Below are 17,125 nucleotides of genomic sequence, written 5' to 3'. Positions count from 1 at the left end.
TTTGCTAAATTTATTCAAAGATAAAAATTTATCACAATCATAAGACTTCATGTGCAAGCTTTTTGGGCAATTCTTATAGAAAGCTGTATCTTTGTGATTATGACCAAAGAACAAATTCAAGATTTGAGGGATCGTGTAACTTCCCTGAGGAGGCATCTTTGACATCGATGTCAGAAAAGAAGATTTAGAAAAAGACCAAGCCATTACTTTACAAGCTGATTTTTGGGATGACTCAAAAGCTGCTGAAAAAGTATTACAATCGATCAAACTACAGAAAGTATGGACAGATCATTTTGATGCAGTAGCATCAGCCGTAGAAGATACGGGTGTCCTATATGAATTTTTTCAAGGAGGAGATGCAACTGAAAGTGAACTCAATGAACAATATCAAATAGCGTTAGAACAAGTTGAGCAATTAGAATTCAAGAATATGCTCAGTGCTGAAGAAGATCAATTAGACGCTATTCTTCAGATTACTGCTGGAGCTGGAGGTACTGAAAGTTGTGACTGGGCGGCTATGCTCATGCGTATGTACATCATGTGGGGGGAGAAGAATGGTTACAAAGTGACTGAGCAAGACTCGCAAGAGGGTGATGTCGCAGGTATAAAAACAGTCACACTTCAAATTTCAGGTGACTTTGCATATGGCTATCTAAAAGGTGAAAATGGCGTTCATCGTTTAGTTCGTATTTCTCCATTTGACTCAAACGGCAAGAGACATACTTCATTTGCTTCTGTATATGTTTATCCTTTAATTGATAATAACATTGAAATCGAAGTAAAAGATTCTGAGATTGAGTGGGATACTTTTCGTGCTGGGGGTGCTGGAGGTCAAAATGTAAACAAAGTGGAGACTGCGGTTCGATTACACCATAAACCGACAGGTATCATCATCAAGAATCAAGAGTCGAGATCACAATTACAAAATAAAGAAAATGCGTTACGCTTATTGAAATCGCAACTTTATGAAATTGAGATGCGCAAGCGACAAGAAGCCAGTGATGCAATTGAAGGCAATAAGAAGAAAATTGAATGGGGTTCGCAAATCAGAAATTATGTCTTGCATCCTTATAAATTAATTAAGGACTTAAGAACTAATTTTGAAACTTCTAATACACAATCTGTACTAGATGGAGATCTAGACGAATTCTTAAAAGCATATTTAATGGAATTCGGAGGATAATTAACAAAAAAGAGCAAGAATTGTGATTCTTGCTCTTTTTTATGACAACATATTTCTTTATTCACTAATCAGGAAGATCCAATTTTACGATAAACCATGTTGAAGGTATTCTTTCTAAAATGAATTCTTCCACATCATAGATTCTACTGGTTTTTCCGTCCTTGTATTATATTTTGCATTTCCCTTCGTATTGTATAGCGTTTCTATCTCTCCTTCTACAACAAAATAAATAAGCTGTCCAATAGGCATTCCTGCATAAATGCGGACAGGTTGAGCGCATGAAATTTCTAACGTCCATGTGTTACAAAACCCGACATCACCTTTTCCTGCTGTGGCATGAATATCAATACCTAATCGACCAGTACTTGACTTACCTTCTAAAAAAGGAACATGCTTATGCGTTTCTGTATATTCCAATGTTACTCCCAGGTATAGCGTATTTGGCTCCAGAACAAACCCTTCTTCAGGAATTTCAAAATGAACAATCTCGTTGTGCTTTTTAGCATCAAGTACGCGATCCCTATAGGTCGCCAAATGCTTGCCTAAATGAACATCGTAAGAGTTTGTACCTAAACACTTCCGGTCATAGGGTTCAATGACAATATTGCCATTTTCAATTTCTTCTAATATACGTTTATCTGATAAAATCATGATTCTTCAATGTTGTTCAAGATTAAAGTTGACCTCAAATAATTTAGAAAGGTTCATTTCAATCATTAATTTTCAAAAATACAGTAATCGTTGATATTTTACAGCATTTTACAATATTTCTTCATTAAATTTGAGAATGAGCTTAGTATATCTACGAGAATTAGACAATCACACCAAATTTGCAATTTGGCGAATTGAAGAGGATGAATGGACATTATCCTCTCAGCTGCAATTAGATCAATTGGAAGAAAAAAAACTCATTAGTTTATCCAATGGTAAACGTAGATTACATTGGCTTGCAACGCGCGTATTACTTCGTACATTATTAAATACAACATCTTACATTGATTGCCCTTCGGATTCCAATGGGAAACCATACTTAGCTAACTTTCCTCAAAAAATATCCTTGACACATTCTTTTGATTATGCAGGAGCCATTATAAGCTCTTTAGGCAATGTGGGAATTGATATGGAACTCATCAAATCTAAAGTAGAGCGCATTGCCCATAAATTTCTAAAAGAAGAGGAATTGAGTTTTATTTCCAAAGATAAACATAGAATAGAACAATTGTATGCATGCTGGAGTGCCAAAGAAGCGGTCTATAAACTTCAGGGTAATGCTGGAGTTTCATTTTTGCATAATATGACGATATCTCCTTTCGAATATAAGGATCAAGGCACATTGTCATTGTATTTAAAAAGTGAATATTATGATCGGATTTTTAACGTCCATTATGAAAAATTTAATGACTATTTACTCGCATATGTAGTGGAATAAGCCTTATTTTGATCGTTCTGTCACTTTTTGAAAAAATAATTTTATTCAAATTCAGAGGATTACGAAAAATGACTTCATATTTTTTTGGACAATTTGAAAAAGCTATTATCTTTGCAGCACATTAATAAACAAATGGCCCGTTCGTCTAGGGGTTAGGACGTTAGATTTTCATTCTAGAAACAGGGGTTCGATTCCCCTACGGGCTACAAAATTTTACATAAAAAATCCTACGATGTAGGATTTTTTTTTGCCATTAAAATAGCATGAATTCAATTCCTGCTATTTTCGTATTATTATCTTCGGTTTTTGTATTTTTAGAGAACTAAATCCCTATACTTCCTACAAACAAAAGTCCTTAGAAGTCCATGCAAGTCCTTTAAAGTCCATAGAAGTGCCAACAATATTCGGTACTGATCCGTACATACTACGATACATCTCCAGCTATCTCTTACCCAACCTGTGATAGTTGTAAGGTATCCATTCCATATATCTTCAAGAACAAGATAAATAACACCCTCTCCCCAATCAAAGCGTAGTCAAGTCAATTCTAAAACACTTTCGGAACCAACTTAAACAATAACTGAAACCTACTTAAAAAACAATTGATTGACGGTTGTCCTAGATTCCTTTTATATACATGCCACGGATAGCCATCAAGGTACACGCGTATCGATTAAACATGCTTAACCTGCAATTTATCTGTTCAAATCATATGCTATGATGGTTCTTCTTGAAGAAACGCTTTTACCACGCCTAGCATGTGCTTTATCCCTGCTTTATCCTCACTTCACCCGCGGCTCAGGACTTTCAGACATCTATATTTTCTATCTAAAATGGAAAAAAGTATTAAGATTGTATGATTTATAAAGCTACTTGACAATACTTTGCAAACTTTATTGAGGTATCTGAAATTAGAATAGCATCTCATAGAAAATAAATAAAGATGGAACAACCTCAGCAGTTCCATCCTTATTTGTATACTAATTTACCAAAGAGGATTTTGTGTAATATTAGGATTTTTTGAAATCACATTGACAGGGATCGGGAAATAATAGTTTTTACCTTCATTAAAAGTACGGTTACCCAAATTGTCATTTCCGTAGACATCAATGTAATGTTTTCCATTGACTTCCACTGTTTTTACAGAAGCCGCAACTTTGGCATACCTCGCACTCTTACGATCACTCTCTTCAAATCGCATTCCCAGTACTTTTTTAGCCATATAGGCTCCTTTCTTCCAGCGGATCAGATCATGATATCTCAATTTTTCATAGCTTAATTCCACACGTCTCTCCCTTCTGATCTCAACTAAATTGGAGGAAATCCCTTCAGCAGCATATTTCGGATCCATCACTGGATTTAATAACATATTTGGCATTCCTGCTCTTGCTCTTATCTGATTGATAGTCGCGTCCAGAACCGATTGATCCAGTTGCCCCAGCTCTTCAGCTGCCTCGGCATAGTTGAGTAAAATCTCCGCATATCTAAATATTGGTGCGTCAGTATCCTGATTGGTTCCCTGTTGACTCTGATCAAAATCAAAGTACTTAATTAAGTGATAGCCTGTTGCACTTATGTTTCCACCCATACCTAATAATCTTGGATATCCTACATTTGATTTAAACACCGAATTTTCATTAACAGGATTTAACACTGTCTGTGAAAGACGTTTGTCTCGATTTTTAAATACATTTTCAATGCTAGAATCATCATAAGAAGTACTTAATCCAACAGGACGAGCTAAACCATCATTATCAATCACTAAAAAATCGTCTATAAAGTCTTTCGTTGCACCAGCATTCTGAGTCGCTATATATCCAGACATATTATGCGTAAGGACTCCCTTCGCATAGCTTCTACTCATAATAATCTCTGGATTGGTAGACAATTCTATTGTCTTAAATAATGTACCGTAATCCTCTGTAGGTTTGCCGTTGTTAAAGATTCTATACTTCTTACTGTCCATGATCTTCTTAGAGGCTTCCAGAGATGCCTTCAAGAATAACTCATGATCCCCTAGTCCATGGTATTTTCTAAAAGTACCTTCGTATAGACACAATCTTGATTTCAGAGCCAATGCCATGTATTTATTCAATCTGTTATTTGTCCAGGTTTCAGGTAAAAATTCGATAGCCTGATCAATGTCCTTCAGAACCGAATTCATTACTTCTTTTCTTGGTGTCCTTGCACCAAACACCTCTTCGTCCGTAACATTTAATGACTTTGTGATATAAGGTACATCTCCAAATCTCTGCACTTTGTCCAAATAGAACCATGCCCGGAAAAAGTACGCTTCTCCTGCATAACGATTCTTAACCTCTTGAGCAATATTTGCTTTATCATAGTTTTCCAGCAAAATATTAATTCGTCTTAATAGATCCCAATACCATCCACCTTGATCTGGATTGGTAGGCTGTACATTTCTACCAGCAGCTACCTCAGCAAAAGTAACGTGTTCTGAAGCTAATGAAGCATGATTGTCAGATTGCACTTCAAAAGGGACAACTGCATGTGTAGCACTTCCAAATGCTGTATTTGTAAAGCCAAGATAAAACATGTATTTGGAATTATCTGCAGCACTATTATATATACCATTTGTGTATGACTTCAAATCTTCCTCTGTATTCCAATAGGAAGTAGCATTTAGATCATGCGTTGGGTAACGCTCAAGAAAATTGTCATTGCAGGAATACAAGGTAAATACGCCCATGAGCGTAGCTAATTTTATATGTTTAAATTTCATGATTATTACAGTAATATTATTAAAATGATAAACTAAGACCTAAAGAATAAGTTTTTGAAAAAGGATAAGCTACAGCCCCATTATTTGGAGCAGACTCAGGATCATAGTTTCCTTTAATCTTAGATAGGAAAAAAAGATTCTCTCCACTCAGATAAACTTGAAGATTATTCATTTTTATCTTCTCCAATAATGATTTATTAAAATTATAACCAATTGTCAGATTCTTCAACCTCAAATAAGAAGCATCCTGTAGATATTTCGTTTGAGTACTTTGGTTCCTCGTGTTTCTAGCTGATATCTTAGGAAAGTAGGCATCTGTATTTTCTTCACTCCAAGTATTATCATATTGCCACTGTTGCACAGTAAAATACTGCGTAGATACAGGCCAAAAAGCTTGACCTGAAGGCCAATAGTCTCTCTTTCCAACTCCCTGAACGAAAAGATTCACAAAGAAACCTTTATAGTCTACGTCGGCATTAAAACCATATGTATAACGTGGAGTAGCATTACCAATTACTCTTCTGTCTCCAGGATCAGCTAACGTGTTACTTCCGTTGCTCACTTCTCCATCTCCATTCAAATCTGCGTATTTTATATCTCCTGCAGACCAATTAGATCCAAGTTTAGCCTGTGAAGCATGAGCTGTGACATCCGCAGCATCTTTGAAAAAACCAAGTGTTTCGTAACCCCATATTTCGCCAATTTTTTGACCTACATAATAATTGGTCAATGAACCTGTAGGATTGTCAAATTTTGTAATTGTACCTTGCGAATCGCCTAATACAGCAGATAGTTTATAATTCAAGCTATTAATTTTATCGGCCCAAGACAATGTAAATTCATATCCTTTTGTTTCCAGATCTGCGATATTTTGTACAGGAGAGGCTGCTCCCAACACTTCTGGATAGGCGATTGAAGTCAACATATCAGATGTCTTACGCGTATAAATATCAAAAACAGCATTTAATCTAGAATTAAATAAAGCGACATCTACACCAAAATTGAGCGTAGAGGCTTTTTCCCAGCTTAGATTTCTGTCAACCAAACCAGGAGGATTGATCACAGTACCACGATCATTGTTAAAAAGGTAGTTATTGTTACCTGACACATCATTAGACATAAATGGAATGTATGGATAGTATCCCATATTTCCTACCCAATCACTAGATGTCAGGAGCTGATTACCTAATCGACCATATGAACCTCTTAACTTTAGGTCGTTAAGAAAGGAGTTCGACCAATCCATGAATTTTTCTTCCGAAACTCGCCATCCTGCAGAAAATGAAGGAAGGAACACAAATCTGTCCTCTTTAGGAAATCTGGATGTTCCATCATATCGACCATTTACTTCAAATAGGTATTTATTATCAAAAATATAATTCAGTCTAAAAAATCCACCACGTAAAGCCCATTCGTATCCAGACTCATTAATAGTTTGTGTACCTGTACCCAATCCAAGACTTGGCATTTCTTGATTTAGTTGACCATATTTATAAATATCTGTGTACTTTGTTTGGGTTAATTCCTGATTGTATCCTACCATACCTTTCAGATAATGCTTACCCAATGTCTTTTCATATTGTGTAAAGGCATTGAATGCATAGTAATTCTTCATTGAATTATATACCCTATAGTAATTATTAGCGGTGTTTCCTTCTGTAGCGAGAAAATTAGCTCTCACCAGATCTATCTTTTTCTTATGGTAGGTATATTCACTTGTCGAATAATTATAATTGAAATCCATATGTGCCGTCCATCCATCTAAAATATTGGCATCAGCTGAAAAAGTATTCCATATTTCATTCATATTGGTTTTATCTCTTCCTCCTAAAGCAAGCAGTGAATAAGGGTTTTGATCATCAAAATACATTCCTTTGAATTGATCATACTGCGGGTATTTGCTATCACCTGTCCACATGAAAGGTCTCACAGGACTCGTAAATACGAATTGATGCCAAGTAGCATTGCCATAGGTTTGTGTAGGTTCATCGACATTATTTCGTGTATATAGGGCTTTAAGTCCCAGTTTTAACCAATTGGTCGTTTGGTTTTCTACACTCAATCTAGTGCTGATGCGCTCAAATTTGTCATTGTTGATTTTCAACATGCCATCTTGTCCTGTATAGCCTACGGAAGAATAGAATTTAGTTTTTTCACTTCCTCCAGAAGCACTTACGAAATGGCGCTGTGAAGGAGAAAAGTCCTTCAATAGCATTTTATTCCAATCATTATATCCGACATATTTGTATACGCCACCTAAGATTAGATAATCTGGATTATTCTTCGGATCGGCTGTCCAAGCTTTCATCGCATCTACTTCCTCTTCAGAATACATTACCGCTAGTCCGGCATTTAGCATGGCATTATTGATATACTCTGCATGCTCATAATTTTTTTTAACCACCTCTGGGAATACACTGGGTTGAGAAAATCCTACGTTACCTGAATACGAAAGTTGAGTTTTGTTTACCCCCTTAGCTCCTTTAGTGGTAATCAAGACTACCCCAAAAGCAGCTCGAACTCCATAAATAGCTGCAGATGCAGCATCCTTAAGAACTGTCACATTCTCAACATCATTGGGATTGACTAAATTTAGATTCATCTCAACACCATCCACCAGAACCAATGGACCACCTCCATTGATAGAAGTCGTTCCGCGAACGTTGATCGTTGGGTTTCCTTTTGGATTACCATTTGAGTTAGTAATCGTCAGATTGGGAACTGTTCCTTGAAGACCACTTGCGATATTATTGATTGGTCGATTTTTTAAGACATCTCCAGAAACTGAAGCAATTGCTCCAGTCAGATTGACTTTCTTTTGTGTTCCATAGCCCACAACTACGACCTCTTCCAATGCGCCATTACTTAAGTTCAGCTCAACACGTTTGGCATTATTAGCAGCTAATTCTAAGGATTCGTAACCGACATAGGTAAAGCTCAGGACAGAGCTTGTGGATTGAACCTGGATTATATAAGCTCCTGCATCATTCGTAGAAGTACTATTGTGGGTACCTTTCTCCTGAACGGTAACACCTACTAAAGGTTGTCCTTGTGCATCCACAACCTTACCGCTGATTGTAGTTTGCTGAACATTGCTTTCCAAAGAAACAACTTTACGCACATTAAAAGCCTGTATTGGCTCGGCGCATAAAATAATACAGGAGATTGGGAAAACTGATTTCCAATACATACTGGAGTAGAGTGATCTGGGTAATTTTCTTTTCATGTTATTTTATTCGTTTATAAAAGAGTGTTATTTCTATCACAAAAGTTGAATCTTTTGTAATTCATTGGTTTAGGTTTAGAAAAATATATGAGTCAAATAACTTTTAACACTTAAGACCACTGTTATTGCATGTGGATTCCTTAAAAGAAAATGACTATTTAATTGGTTAGCTTACAATAAGCTTTTGATAAAATATCAAGCGGTGTACGATGGTTTTCTATTTTATTGTTACTGCAAGTACATATATCGGCAAACCTGGCTTCACATTTTGCGGTATATCAAAGGACAATGCTTCACCATTTTGCTGCCATCGAATCTTCTGCTTACTTCCTAATATTCGGGCATTCTTGATTTCTACATCTTGTAATTTTCCCATACTTTTCACACGGATGTTTTTCAAAGAAGGATTCCGTACAATTACATAAACGACTTTTCCTTTAGTGGTGAATCGTATATCGGGTACGATATCCTGCGAAGTAGCATCATTGACCGCGTCTTTCAATGTTTGCTTTTCATTTCTACCAAGATTCTCTTCTTTCAACTTATCATTTCCTTCTCCTGTTATCTTCCATGCCTGTGTTCCATAAATGGCCTCACCATTAATATCCATCCAGCTCCCTATTTCCTTCAGTCGCTTTTTACTCTCTTCTGGAAATGTACCATCTCCCTTGGGACCGATATTCAGCAACAGGTTTCCACCTTTACTAGCAACCTCAGTCAGGTTTCGGATCAGGACTTCAGCAGATTTCCAGGTTGTATCATGCTTGTTATATCCCCAGTTAGCACTCATTGTAATACAAGCCTCCCAATTCTTCCGAGAACTGTTTACAAGCGACTGTTCTACAACTGTATAATCACCATATCCGTTACCGATTCGGTTATTGATAATACAGTTGGGTTGGATAGATAAGATCAGATCTCTTATTTCTTGACTTTGTTGCTTATTTACCAACTCAAATGTATCAAACCAAATGATACCGACAGGACCATAGTGTGTTAAAAGTTCTTTGAGTTGTGGTTTGACTTTACGTTCTATATATTTTGATAAATCTTTCGCATCTTCATTGGGATAATCCCAAGTGTTGCTTCTCCCTCCTTTAATGGGCCAATTTGTAGGAACATCCGGATCCTCCCAATCTCTGCCCAGCGAGTAATAAAAACAAAGTTGAAGTCCGTATTTTTTACAAGCCTTTGCTAGCTCTTTCATAGGATCCTTCGCAAAAGGCGTCCTTTTAACAATATTATAATCACTGCTTGGAGAGTCAAACATTGCAAATCCATCATGATGCTTTGCTGTAATGACAACATATTTCATTCCAGCATCCTTCGCAGCATTGACCCATTGGTCAGCTGAAAAATTAGTAGGATTAAAATCATTAGCAATTTTAGCATACTCAGTCAATGGGATCCGTTCATGCAACATAAAATGCTCTCCTCCTGTTGTTGGTCTACCTTTCCAATCTCCTGCCGTCTGGGAATACAATCCCCAATGCAAAAAGAGCCCAAAGCGCGCATCGTTAAACCACTTTGCGGGACGTTCCTGTGCCCCAACCATTAGGCTGTGAGTCAATATTAAAAATACAATGATGAATGTTCTCATTATTTCAAATTTTAATATGTAAGATTCTAAACTAAAAGCAATTTTTCCAAAACTCATTCAAATGAATAAATTAGATAAGAGAGATGCTCTATTACAGTAACTCGTTATTAATTACGTTTTTGAAACAATAATATATGAGTAGTATTTCCGAAGTTCAATAAAAAGAACTGGGTTTATTAACAATAATTTCGGTATACATAGAAATCGACTATGCGTCCTCAAATCTCGAATGATCATAATAATGTGTTATATAATTGTATTTTCAAGTATAAGAAACATTTTATCTCAAAAAGTAATTTAGCACACATGCAATCGATTGCTCCATTAACGAAAACGTTATATTAAAGAAATTAACATAAAATTCACAAGCAAATCTTCCAACTACACATTAGATGATAGCTGCAATCTTAAAATCTATATTGGAAACTTAATAGCGAGGATCAAGAATATGGCAATAATGGTTCAGGAGAACCACCTCTATTTAATACCGTAATCTTATTAAGATTATCTCAGGCTACAGCGAGTAAAAAATCTTTTAAGAAGCTCTCAAATCAGATAGCGATACACGCCAAATATTAAAGAATGTTTTTAACTAAAAATGCCCTTTATATGAGTACATATAAAGGGCATTTGCAATATAACTATTTGTATTAGTTAGTTCTTACACATCGAATATTTAATCCATCACCTTGATAAGCTTCTCGAACTTGAGGAGATGAAGGTCCTCCAGGATTACTATCTGGATATCCTCCGATAAGATTAGGATAGGCGCCAGATGCTGGTGTCACAAATGCTCCATCCTTTATTTTCATACTAAATGCCCATCCGTAAGGGAATGTACCATTAGAATTGGTATTTTGAGATCCCGCATCAGAAGTCCAAAACATCATGTATGCAGATTTGTCATTACTACTAGCATCTTCACCATACCAATAATATGAATTAGTTTTTTCATAGCCGAATCTAGGATCTCCTGTACTTCCTAACATATCTGATGGGAAACCTGGCCCCATACCTCCACTAGTCCATCCTGCAGCAGTAGTAATAGAACCATGGAATGGAAATTCTAATATATTTCCATAAACATCAGGTGTAGCTGTTGTATAAGGAAACTTTCCAACATAGTAAGCGTTAGATGCATCAGTATAAACACTCTTTGAGGTATTTGCCTGTAGCGCTGAAACCAATGCCGTTCCTTCTGCTTTTGTAGGTAGACGCCATTTTCCCGCAGGATAAACTAACGAACATGGGTCACCATCTGGAATAGACGTATAATATGTTGGTCCAGAAATACTTTCATAATAATATCCTTTTCCAATATATGGATTTACATATTCTGGTCTATCATTTTGATCTCCATAGATTTTAATTACATCATACAATTGATCACCAGCATATGGAACAACTGTTTTAAAATTCCAAAACTCAACAGGTCTCTTATTGAAATCACTATAGTTATTATTTCCAGTCCAAGGTGGGTATATCCCATTATAGTAGTAATCTGTTGGAGTGTTTGTGTAGATCCATGGGTAAACGGCACTTTCATAAGGATAAACACCACTGTGTCTAAATCTAAAACCATTATCACTCCATGTATAATGAAGATTTCCTCTCGCCCATTTAGTACCATTTATATCAACGGCTGATTCAATCAATCTAACACGAACGGTGTATCTCTTACCTGGCGATGGCACAAAGTTAAACGTATAAGGAATGTCCGTAAATAATCGACTCACATTTCCTGAGGAAGGATTCGTGCTATAATCTAATTTCAATTCCATTTTATCAAACTTAATGGAGAAAGTACTATTTCTACCATCATCTGCTGGATAAAAATTACCAACAAAAACAGAGTCTTTCGTTGTCGCTGCATCAAGTTCAGAAAAGTCAGCACTTCCTTCTAGTGTTCCAACAGTGTTTTGAGGATTTGAGTACGAGTTGCTCTTAATATCAAATATAGAACTTGTCAGGTTTGATGTTGTTACTTTTGTGCCTGCAGGAACTAATGGAGCGAAAGTACCTCTACTATCAACAATTAACTTAACCCACGACAATCTTCTTTCAAAAACAACTTGAACCTTATTGTCTCCTAATGCTGTAGGCGTAACTTCACCACTTGCATATAGTAAGCCTAAAGAGGGGGTCGCATTTATTGTAGGGTTCGCTGTATTGCCTAATGCAGGAAGTGGACTTGTATTATCAAACGAATAGGCATACCATTTATAGTTCTTATTATAAGATACATCTATTGAACCAGCTAAAGTTCCTGATGTTCCATCTACTGCGCCAACATACGTTCCTGCTTCATCATAAACTAGAACTCTATACGTTGTTCCTGTATTTACAGGTGAAGAAGCCGCTAATAAGTTTGTTTTTGCCTTTAGATTATTAGAAACCCCTTCAGATGTTCCAACTGTAGCACTTTTAGCTAATGGAGTTAATGAGCCTGATTCTGATAAAATAATTTCAGCATCAAATCCATTCAGACTTATGTTTTCTTTTGATACTATTTTTTCATCTATTTTTTTCTGTCCTACCGCCATATTCTTCGTTGAAGCGATCATTTCAGGAACATCTTCAATTTCACTCACTCCAGATATAACAAATGATAATTTGTGTTCAGCTGAATCAACTTCATTGTTGTTTTTAGTACAGGAATTAAAAAAAACTATAAACCCTATAAAAAATGAAAATTTAATTAATCTATTGTGTAATGTGTGTTTCATATATGAAAAGATATTAAAATTCGTAGTTGCCATCATGGCATTTTTAGTTAAAAATTTCTTACAAATCAAGATCATAATCCCCTTGATTAATATCTTGCCAATCATTAACTTCAACAACTTCATCACTGTTAGGCCCAATAGGAGAGATAGTCGATGATGCTGAAGCTATTCCTTCCTCCGTCTCTACTAAAAAAACAGAGATTGAAGGATTTTGATAAATCCTTTTCTTTATTTTATTCATAATTAAATTATTTATAGCTTTTTTGTTTAAAATTATTCCTCGGAGATATATTTATTTCCGTTGGCAAAAGTACATTATTATTAAATGAATAATAAGATATTTCTTTTCCAATTCAGCAATAAAAATATATTTTGTGGATAAAAATCTACAAAATATACTATAGCATCTTGAAATAGTAATAAATTTCGATTGATTATTCACTTTCTTGCGTATAAATTACTTTGAAATAATTTTAATGAAACTAACAATCACTAAAATAGATCTATCGAACGATTGGAGACAGCTTTATAATATTTTAATTATTTCTCTTTGGTTAATATTTTTTCAAAACAGATTTTACAGATCTGTTTTTCATTATCTTCAACCTAGATACACAGCTCAGATTATTTGAGATGGCAAAATTTGGTAATAGGAAGAGGAGATAATAAATCAAGAAATTCTCTTAGGCAAAACCCGTATGATTGAATCGGGATACTTTAAATCAGCTATATTGGACAGGATATTAAAAAATATAGCTACACAATGGGGTATTGCAATTTTTTTCAAATTGAATATCCCATTTTATTTATTAAAAAAATAGCCTTCAATAAAACTTGGTGCTTCGTATAAAGTAAAGAAGATTGGTTAAAAGTTAGGTTTTCTTTTCTCTAAAAAGGCCGCTACACCTTCTTTAAAATCATCTGTTAAAAATAAATGAGCAAAGTGTTCGATTTCAACTTCATAACCATCTCTTGTTTGATCATCACATGCGTTCATCGCATCAATTGCAGCTTCAACGGCAGTGCTTGATCTTGAAAAAATTCGGCTCATAACTTCAGATGCTCTTTTCAATAAATCTTCTAATGGAAGTACTTCATTAATCAAGCCAATCCTTAGTCCTTCTTCTGCATTGATCATATCTGCTGTCAGAATCATTTGTAGTGCACGGCCACGGCCGACCAATCGCGTTAATCGCTGTGTGCCTCCATAACCTGGCAGTAGCCCTAGTGAAACTTCTGGTAAACCCAATTTAGCATTTTCAGAAGCAAATCGCATATGACAGGCAAGAGCTAACTCTAATCCACCTCCAAGTGCAAAACCATTGATAGCAGCGATAACTGGTTTTTTAGAATTTTGTATCAATTCCGTAAAAATATAATGTCCCTTTTCTGAAAGCTTCTTCGCCTCAAGTTGTCCCAGCTCTACAAATTCTTTAATATCAGCACCTGCTACAAAAGCTTTGTCGCCTGTGCCCGTTATGATGACCCCCTTAACGTTAGCATCACCCTTAGCAGAAGTCAAAGAAGCTTCTAATTCCTCTAATGTCAGTTGGTTCAAAGCATTCAACTTTGACTCTCTATTAATTGTAATATAAGCAATTTGCTTATCGACATGGTACAAAATATTTTGAAATTCCATAAAATTGCTAAAAATTTAAATGAACAGATACACCAAATGTATCCCTAGATACATTTGGATAATTCAAATAGCTTAATCTTCTTTTATATTCTACTCTAAAGATTTTAAAAATATTATCAATCCCTACTATTCCTTCCATATAAGGTTGATTCCCCATTACTCTCGTTTTAAAAATGCCATCATCATCACGATCAAATTGAATCAGGCTTTTATTTAGTTCAGGGTTATTACGATCACTCAACTTTCCGTAATAAAATTTGAATCCTGTAACCTCACGCCACTTTAGTCGTTTCAACAAAGGAATTCTATTAAAAATATAACCGCCCCAATGATGATAATAAGAAAATTTCACAAAACGATCGGCTACGAATTCCATATTGGACATTAAATCAAAATTCTGCAAAGATCCCGATTTATCTGTTTGAATATCGGGTATTTCTAATAATGGGTAATATAATGACCCCCAAATTTTTCCCGCACTAAGTTCGACATCGGCAGTTCCTGCTGGAGACATGAATATTCTTTTGAACATCTTAAAACGCAAAGCATCATATCGTTGATCTGCATTCCAAAATCCATCAAGACCTTTATTATATTGTAGAGATAAAACGGGGTACCTATTTTCAATTTGCCTTCTATTTAAATTCCGATAATAGAATTGTTCTCCTGGTGCCCATCTCAACCTAATTTGAATATCGTTGGTATTAATACCAGAAATTGTATCTGGAGATGTAGAGGAGGTAACAAAAAACAGATCACCCGCAGTGCTCCGTTCATGGTGAGTGAAAGCAGTACTGATACTAAAATGATTTCCAAATTCAACTAAATGTTCTAATCTAAAAATATCATTCCTCAACCATTTATTTGGTTTATTTCTTCTAAAAGATTGAAAAAAACCATCTCCTTTTAAATAACTTAAGCCGCGTCCTGGTTCCATAACATCATGCTGAACAGTAGCTGAAAGATAATGTGCAGGAAATTGCACAATAGAGTTACCATTTAAAGAATGTGCCACATTCAGATAATATTTAAACTCTTGATCTTTGGTTCCATAAGCCGCATATCCTTCTATAAAAAACTTATTTGACAACATTTCTGTCGTTCTGCCCCCTAAACGGATTCGACTTCCTTCTATATCATTAAAACTATATGTATACTCCAAGGGTCCAAGTTCAACTTCACCCAAATTATAATAGCTTCTAGCCAAAAAATATCCAACTGCCATTAATCGATTAATCGATTTCATCTCAGACAGCGAGTCAATATTCGTATAGGTTTTTGATTCCGTTTGGGTCAGCGGAACCACACGTACATGATCCCAATTAATAGAATCTGTTTTTTCCAAATATTTCTTTTCAATAGGAACCCCTGAAAAAACTTCATCTTTTATTACATCATCATTATATTTCGTAAAATAAGTCTCCTTCTTACCATATAAGGCATTACCCTTATCCGTTCCAAATAAAATTTGTAAGTCGGAACGAGTGGGTAACATTTGGCCAGTGGGATGCTTTTCAAATTCCAACCCAATGTTTATTGCATTTATCCAATTAATGTTAGCCTCTTCTCCAAGTTGCATATCTGCATGATAAACAGCATATCGATCATCATCAGATACCCAGATTGATCCCTTAAAAAGAACATCCATTTTTGATTTTGCTTCGAAATACAATTCTATAAAACGTTCGTTGTTTTTAACCAATGTATCCCGAATAGTATATTTATAAAAAGAAGGGGCATTTCCTGCAATTGGGCTTAAAAAAGATTTGCTTATAAGCTGGATATTATTGTCGTAAAGATCGATACTTCTAAACTGATCCTGAAAATAACTTTGAATATTAGCATTGTTAATATACCGTTTGTTTAATTCGGTCACTTTATGACCAATAATTATTTCTTTATTTCTTGAAGGCTTATAAGTAGAATAAACTTCTGACAAATTTTCCTGTAAGTAAAACGGTAAAATAGAACTTCCAGGAATACTTATGGTATCTGTGTTTTCAAATAAGAATTTTAATTTTCCAGTGAGTTTATTCAGTTTGCTTTTAAAATTGACGGCTCCAAATTGGGATTTTTCATATGCCTCATATTTGATATGCTTTAATCTGGAAATATGATTTTCATCCTTATGTGCAATAATATTTTCAATCAAAGCTAGAGCTGGATCTTTATATTTTTTCGCTTTACGCTCAACAACAACTTCGTCAATCTTATTCTCTTTACTCATTAACAAAACAGTCAATACAGAATCCTTATTCACATCCAAATCGACTATTTTGGTCTCATAACCAACAGCACGGCAAGCAAGCTGATCAAACTCTGCTCTTAAAATAACATGAAAATTTCCTAATGTATCTGTGGAAGTCCCTCCATTATGACCACTCCATGAAATACTGGCTAAAGGGATCCCTTTCCCAGTTTTACTATCGATGACTTGACCTTTAATATTTCGTTGTGCAAATCCGAGGGTTGTTAAGATACTCAGCACAACAGCAATAACAAAAAGTCTTTTTATTGTAGTTATAATTAGTATCAGAAACATCATTAATATTAAGCAGTTACTTGTTTTCATTGACAAT

Annotated in this window: 10 protein-coding genes and 1 tRNA gene; 3 read left to right on the top strand and 8 right to left on the bottom strand. The window is 35.3% G+C overall.

All coding sequences use genetic code 11. The features are described 5' to 3' along the window. Window positions 1-99: 99 nt before the first annotated feature. Window positions 100-1,183 (top strand): peptide chain release factor 2 gene (prfB, locus tag LZQ00_RS16700; protein WP_234510389.1). Its coding sequence is split into 2 segments (ribosomal slippage): window positions 100-159 and window positions 161-1,183, totalling 1,083 coding nucleotides; the frame shifts between segments, so codons are not numbered across the junction. A gap of 114 nt (window positions 1,184-1,297) precedes the next feature. On the opposite strand, the gene dcd is transcribed toward prfB, so the two are convergent. Continuing rightward, window positions 1,298-1,834, bottom strand: a complete 537-nt coding sequence (gene dcd, locus LZQ00_RS16695) for a dCTP deaminase (RefSeq protein ID WP_234510388.1) — start codon at window positions 1,832-1,834, stop codon at window positions 1,298-1,300. 136 nt (window positions 1,835-1,970) lie between these two features. On the opposite strand from dcd, the gene LZQ00_RS16690 reads away from it, so the two are divergent. Both LZQ00_RS16690 and LZQ00_RS16685 read left to right on the top strand, forming a co-directional pair. Then, the gene (locus tag LZQ00_RS16690) at window positions 1,971-2,612 is read left to right on the top strand and encodes a 4'-phosphopantetheinyl transferase family protein (protein ID WP_234510387.1); all 642 of its coding nucleotides are present in this window, start codon (window positions 1,971-1,973) and stop codon (window positions 2,610-2,612) included. A gap of 134 nt (window positions 2,613-2,746) precedes the next feature. Beyond that, a tRNA-Glu gene (locus LZQ00_RS16685) sits at window positions 2,747-2,818 on the top strand. Between the two features lie 779 nt (window positions 2,819-3,597). Here LZQ00_RS16685 and LZQ00_RS16680 read toward each other — a convergent pair. The 7 genes from LZQ00_RS16680 to LZQ00_RS16650 form a co-directional block, all read right to left on the bottom strand. After that, on the bottom strand, window positions 3,598-5,355 hold the full coding sequence (locus LZQ00_RS16680) for a RagB/SusD family nutrient uptake outer membrane protein (protein WP_234510386.1): 1,758 nt from the start codon (window positions 5,353-5,355) through the stop codon (window positions 3,598-3,600). Between the two features lie 19 nt (window positions 5,356-5,374). Beyond that, entirely contained in the window at window positions 5,375-8,581 is a 3,207-nt protein-coding gene (locus LZQ00_RS16675; protein ID WP_234510385.1) for a SusC/RagA family TonB-linked outer membrane protein, read from the bottom strand. A 217-nt stretch (window positions 8,582-8,798) separates the two neighbouring features. Next, window positions 8,799-10,181, bottom strand: a complete 1,383-nt coding sequence (locus LZQ00_RS16670; protein ID WP_234510384.1) for an alpha-L-fucosidase — start codon at window positions 10,179-10,181, stop codon at window positions 8,799-8,801. A gap of 650 nt (window positions 10,182-10,831) precedes the next feature. Further along, entirely contained in the window at window positions 10,832-12,907 is a 2,076-nt protein-coding gene (locus LZQ00_RS16665) for a hypothetical protein (RefSeq protein WP_234510383.1), read from the bottom strand. A 58-nt stretch (window positions 12,908-12,965) separates the two neighbouring features. Then, complete coding sequence (locus tag LZQ00_RS16660; RefSeq protein ID WP_234510382.1) at window positions 12,966-13,148, bottom strand: hypothetical protein; 183 nt, start codon at window positions 13,146-13,148, stop codon at window positions 12,966-12,968. Window positions 13,149-13,772: 624 nt separating this feature from the next. Next, window positions 13,773-14,546: an enoyl-CoA hydratase/isomerase family protein gene (locus LZQ00_RS16655; protein WP_234510381.1), complete on the bottom strand. Its 774-nt coding sequence runs from the start codon at window positions 14,544-14,546 to the stop codon at window positions 13,773-13,775. Window positions 14,547-14,553: 7 nt separating this feature from the next. Beyond that, window positions 14,554-17,088, bottom strand: coding sequence for a DUF5686 and carboxypeptidase-like regulatory domain-containing protein (locus tag LZQ00_RS16650; RefSeq protein ID WP_234510380.1), 2,535 nt, complete (start codon window positions 17,086-17,088; stop codon window positions 14,554-14,556). Window positions 17,089-17,125: the final 37 nt, after the last annotated feature.

Source organism: Sphingobacterium sp. SRCM116780, assembly GCF_021442025.1.
Lineage (GTDB): Bacteria > Bacteroidota > Bacteroidia > Sphingobacteriales > Sphingobacteriaceae > Sphingobacterium.
This window is presented reverse-complemented; position numbering and strand designations above follow the sequence as displayed.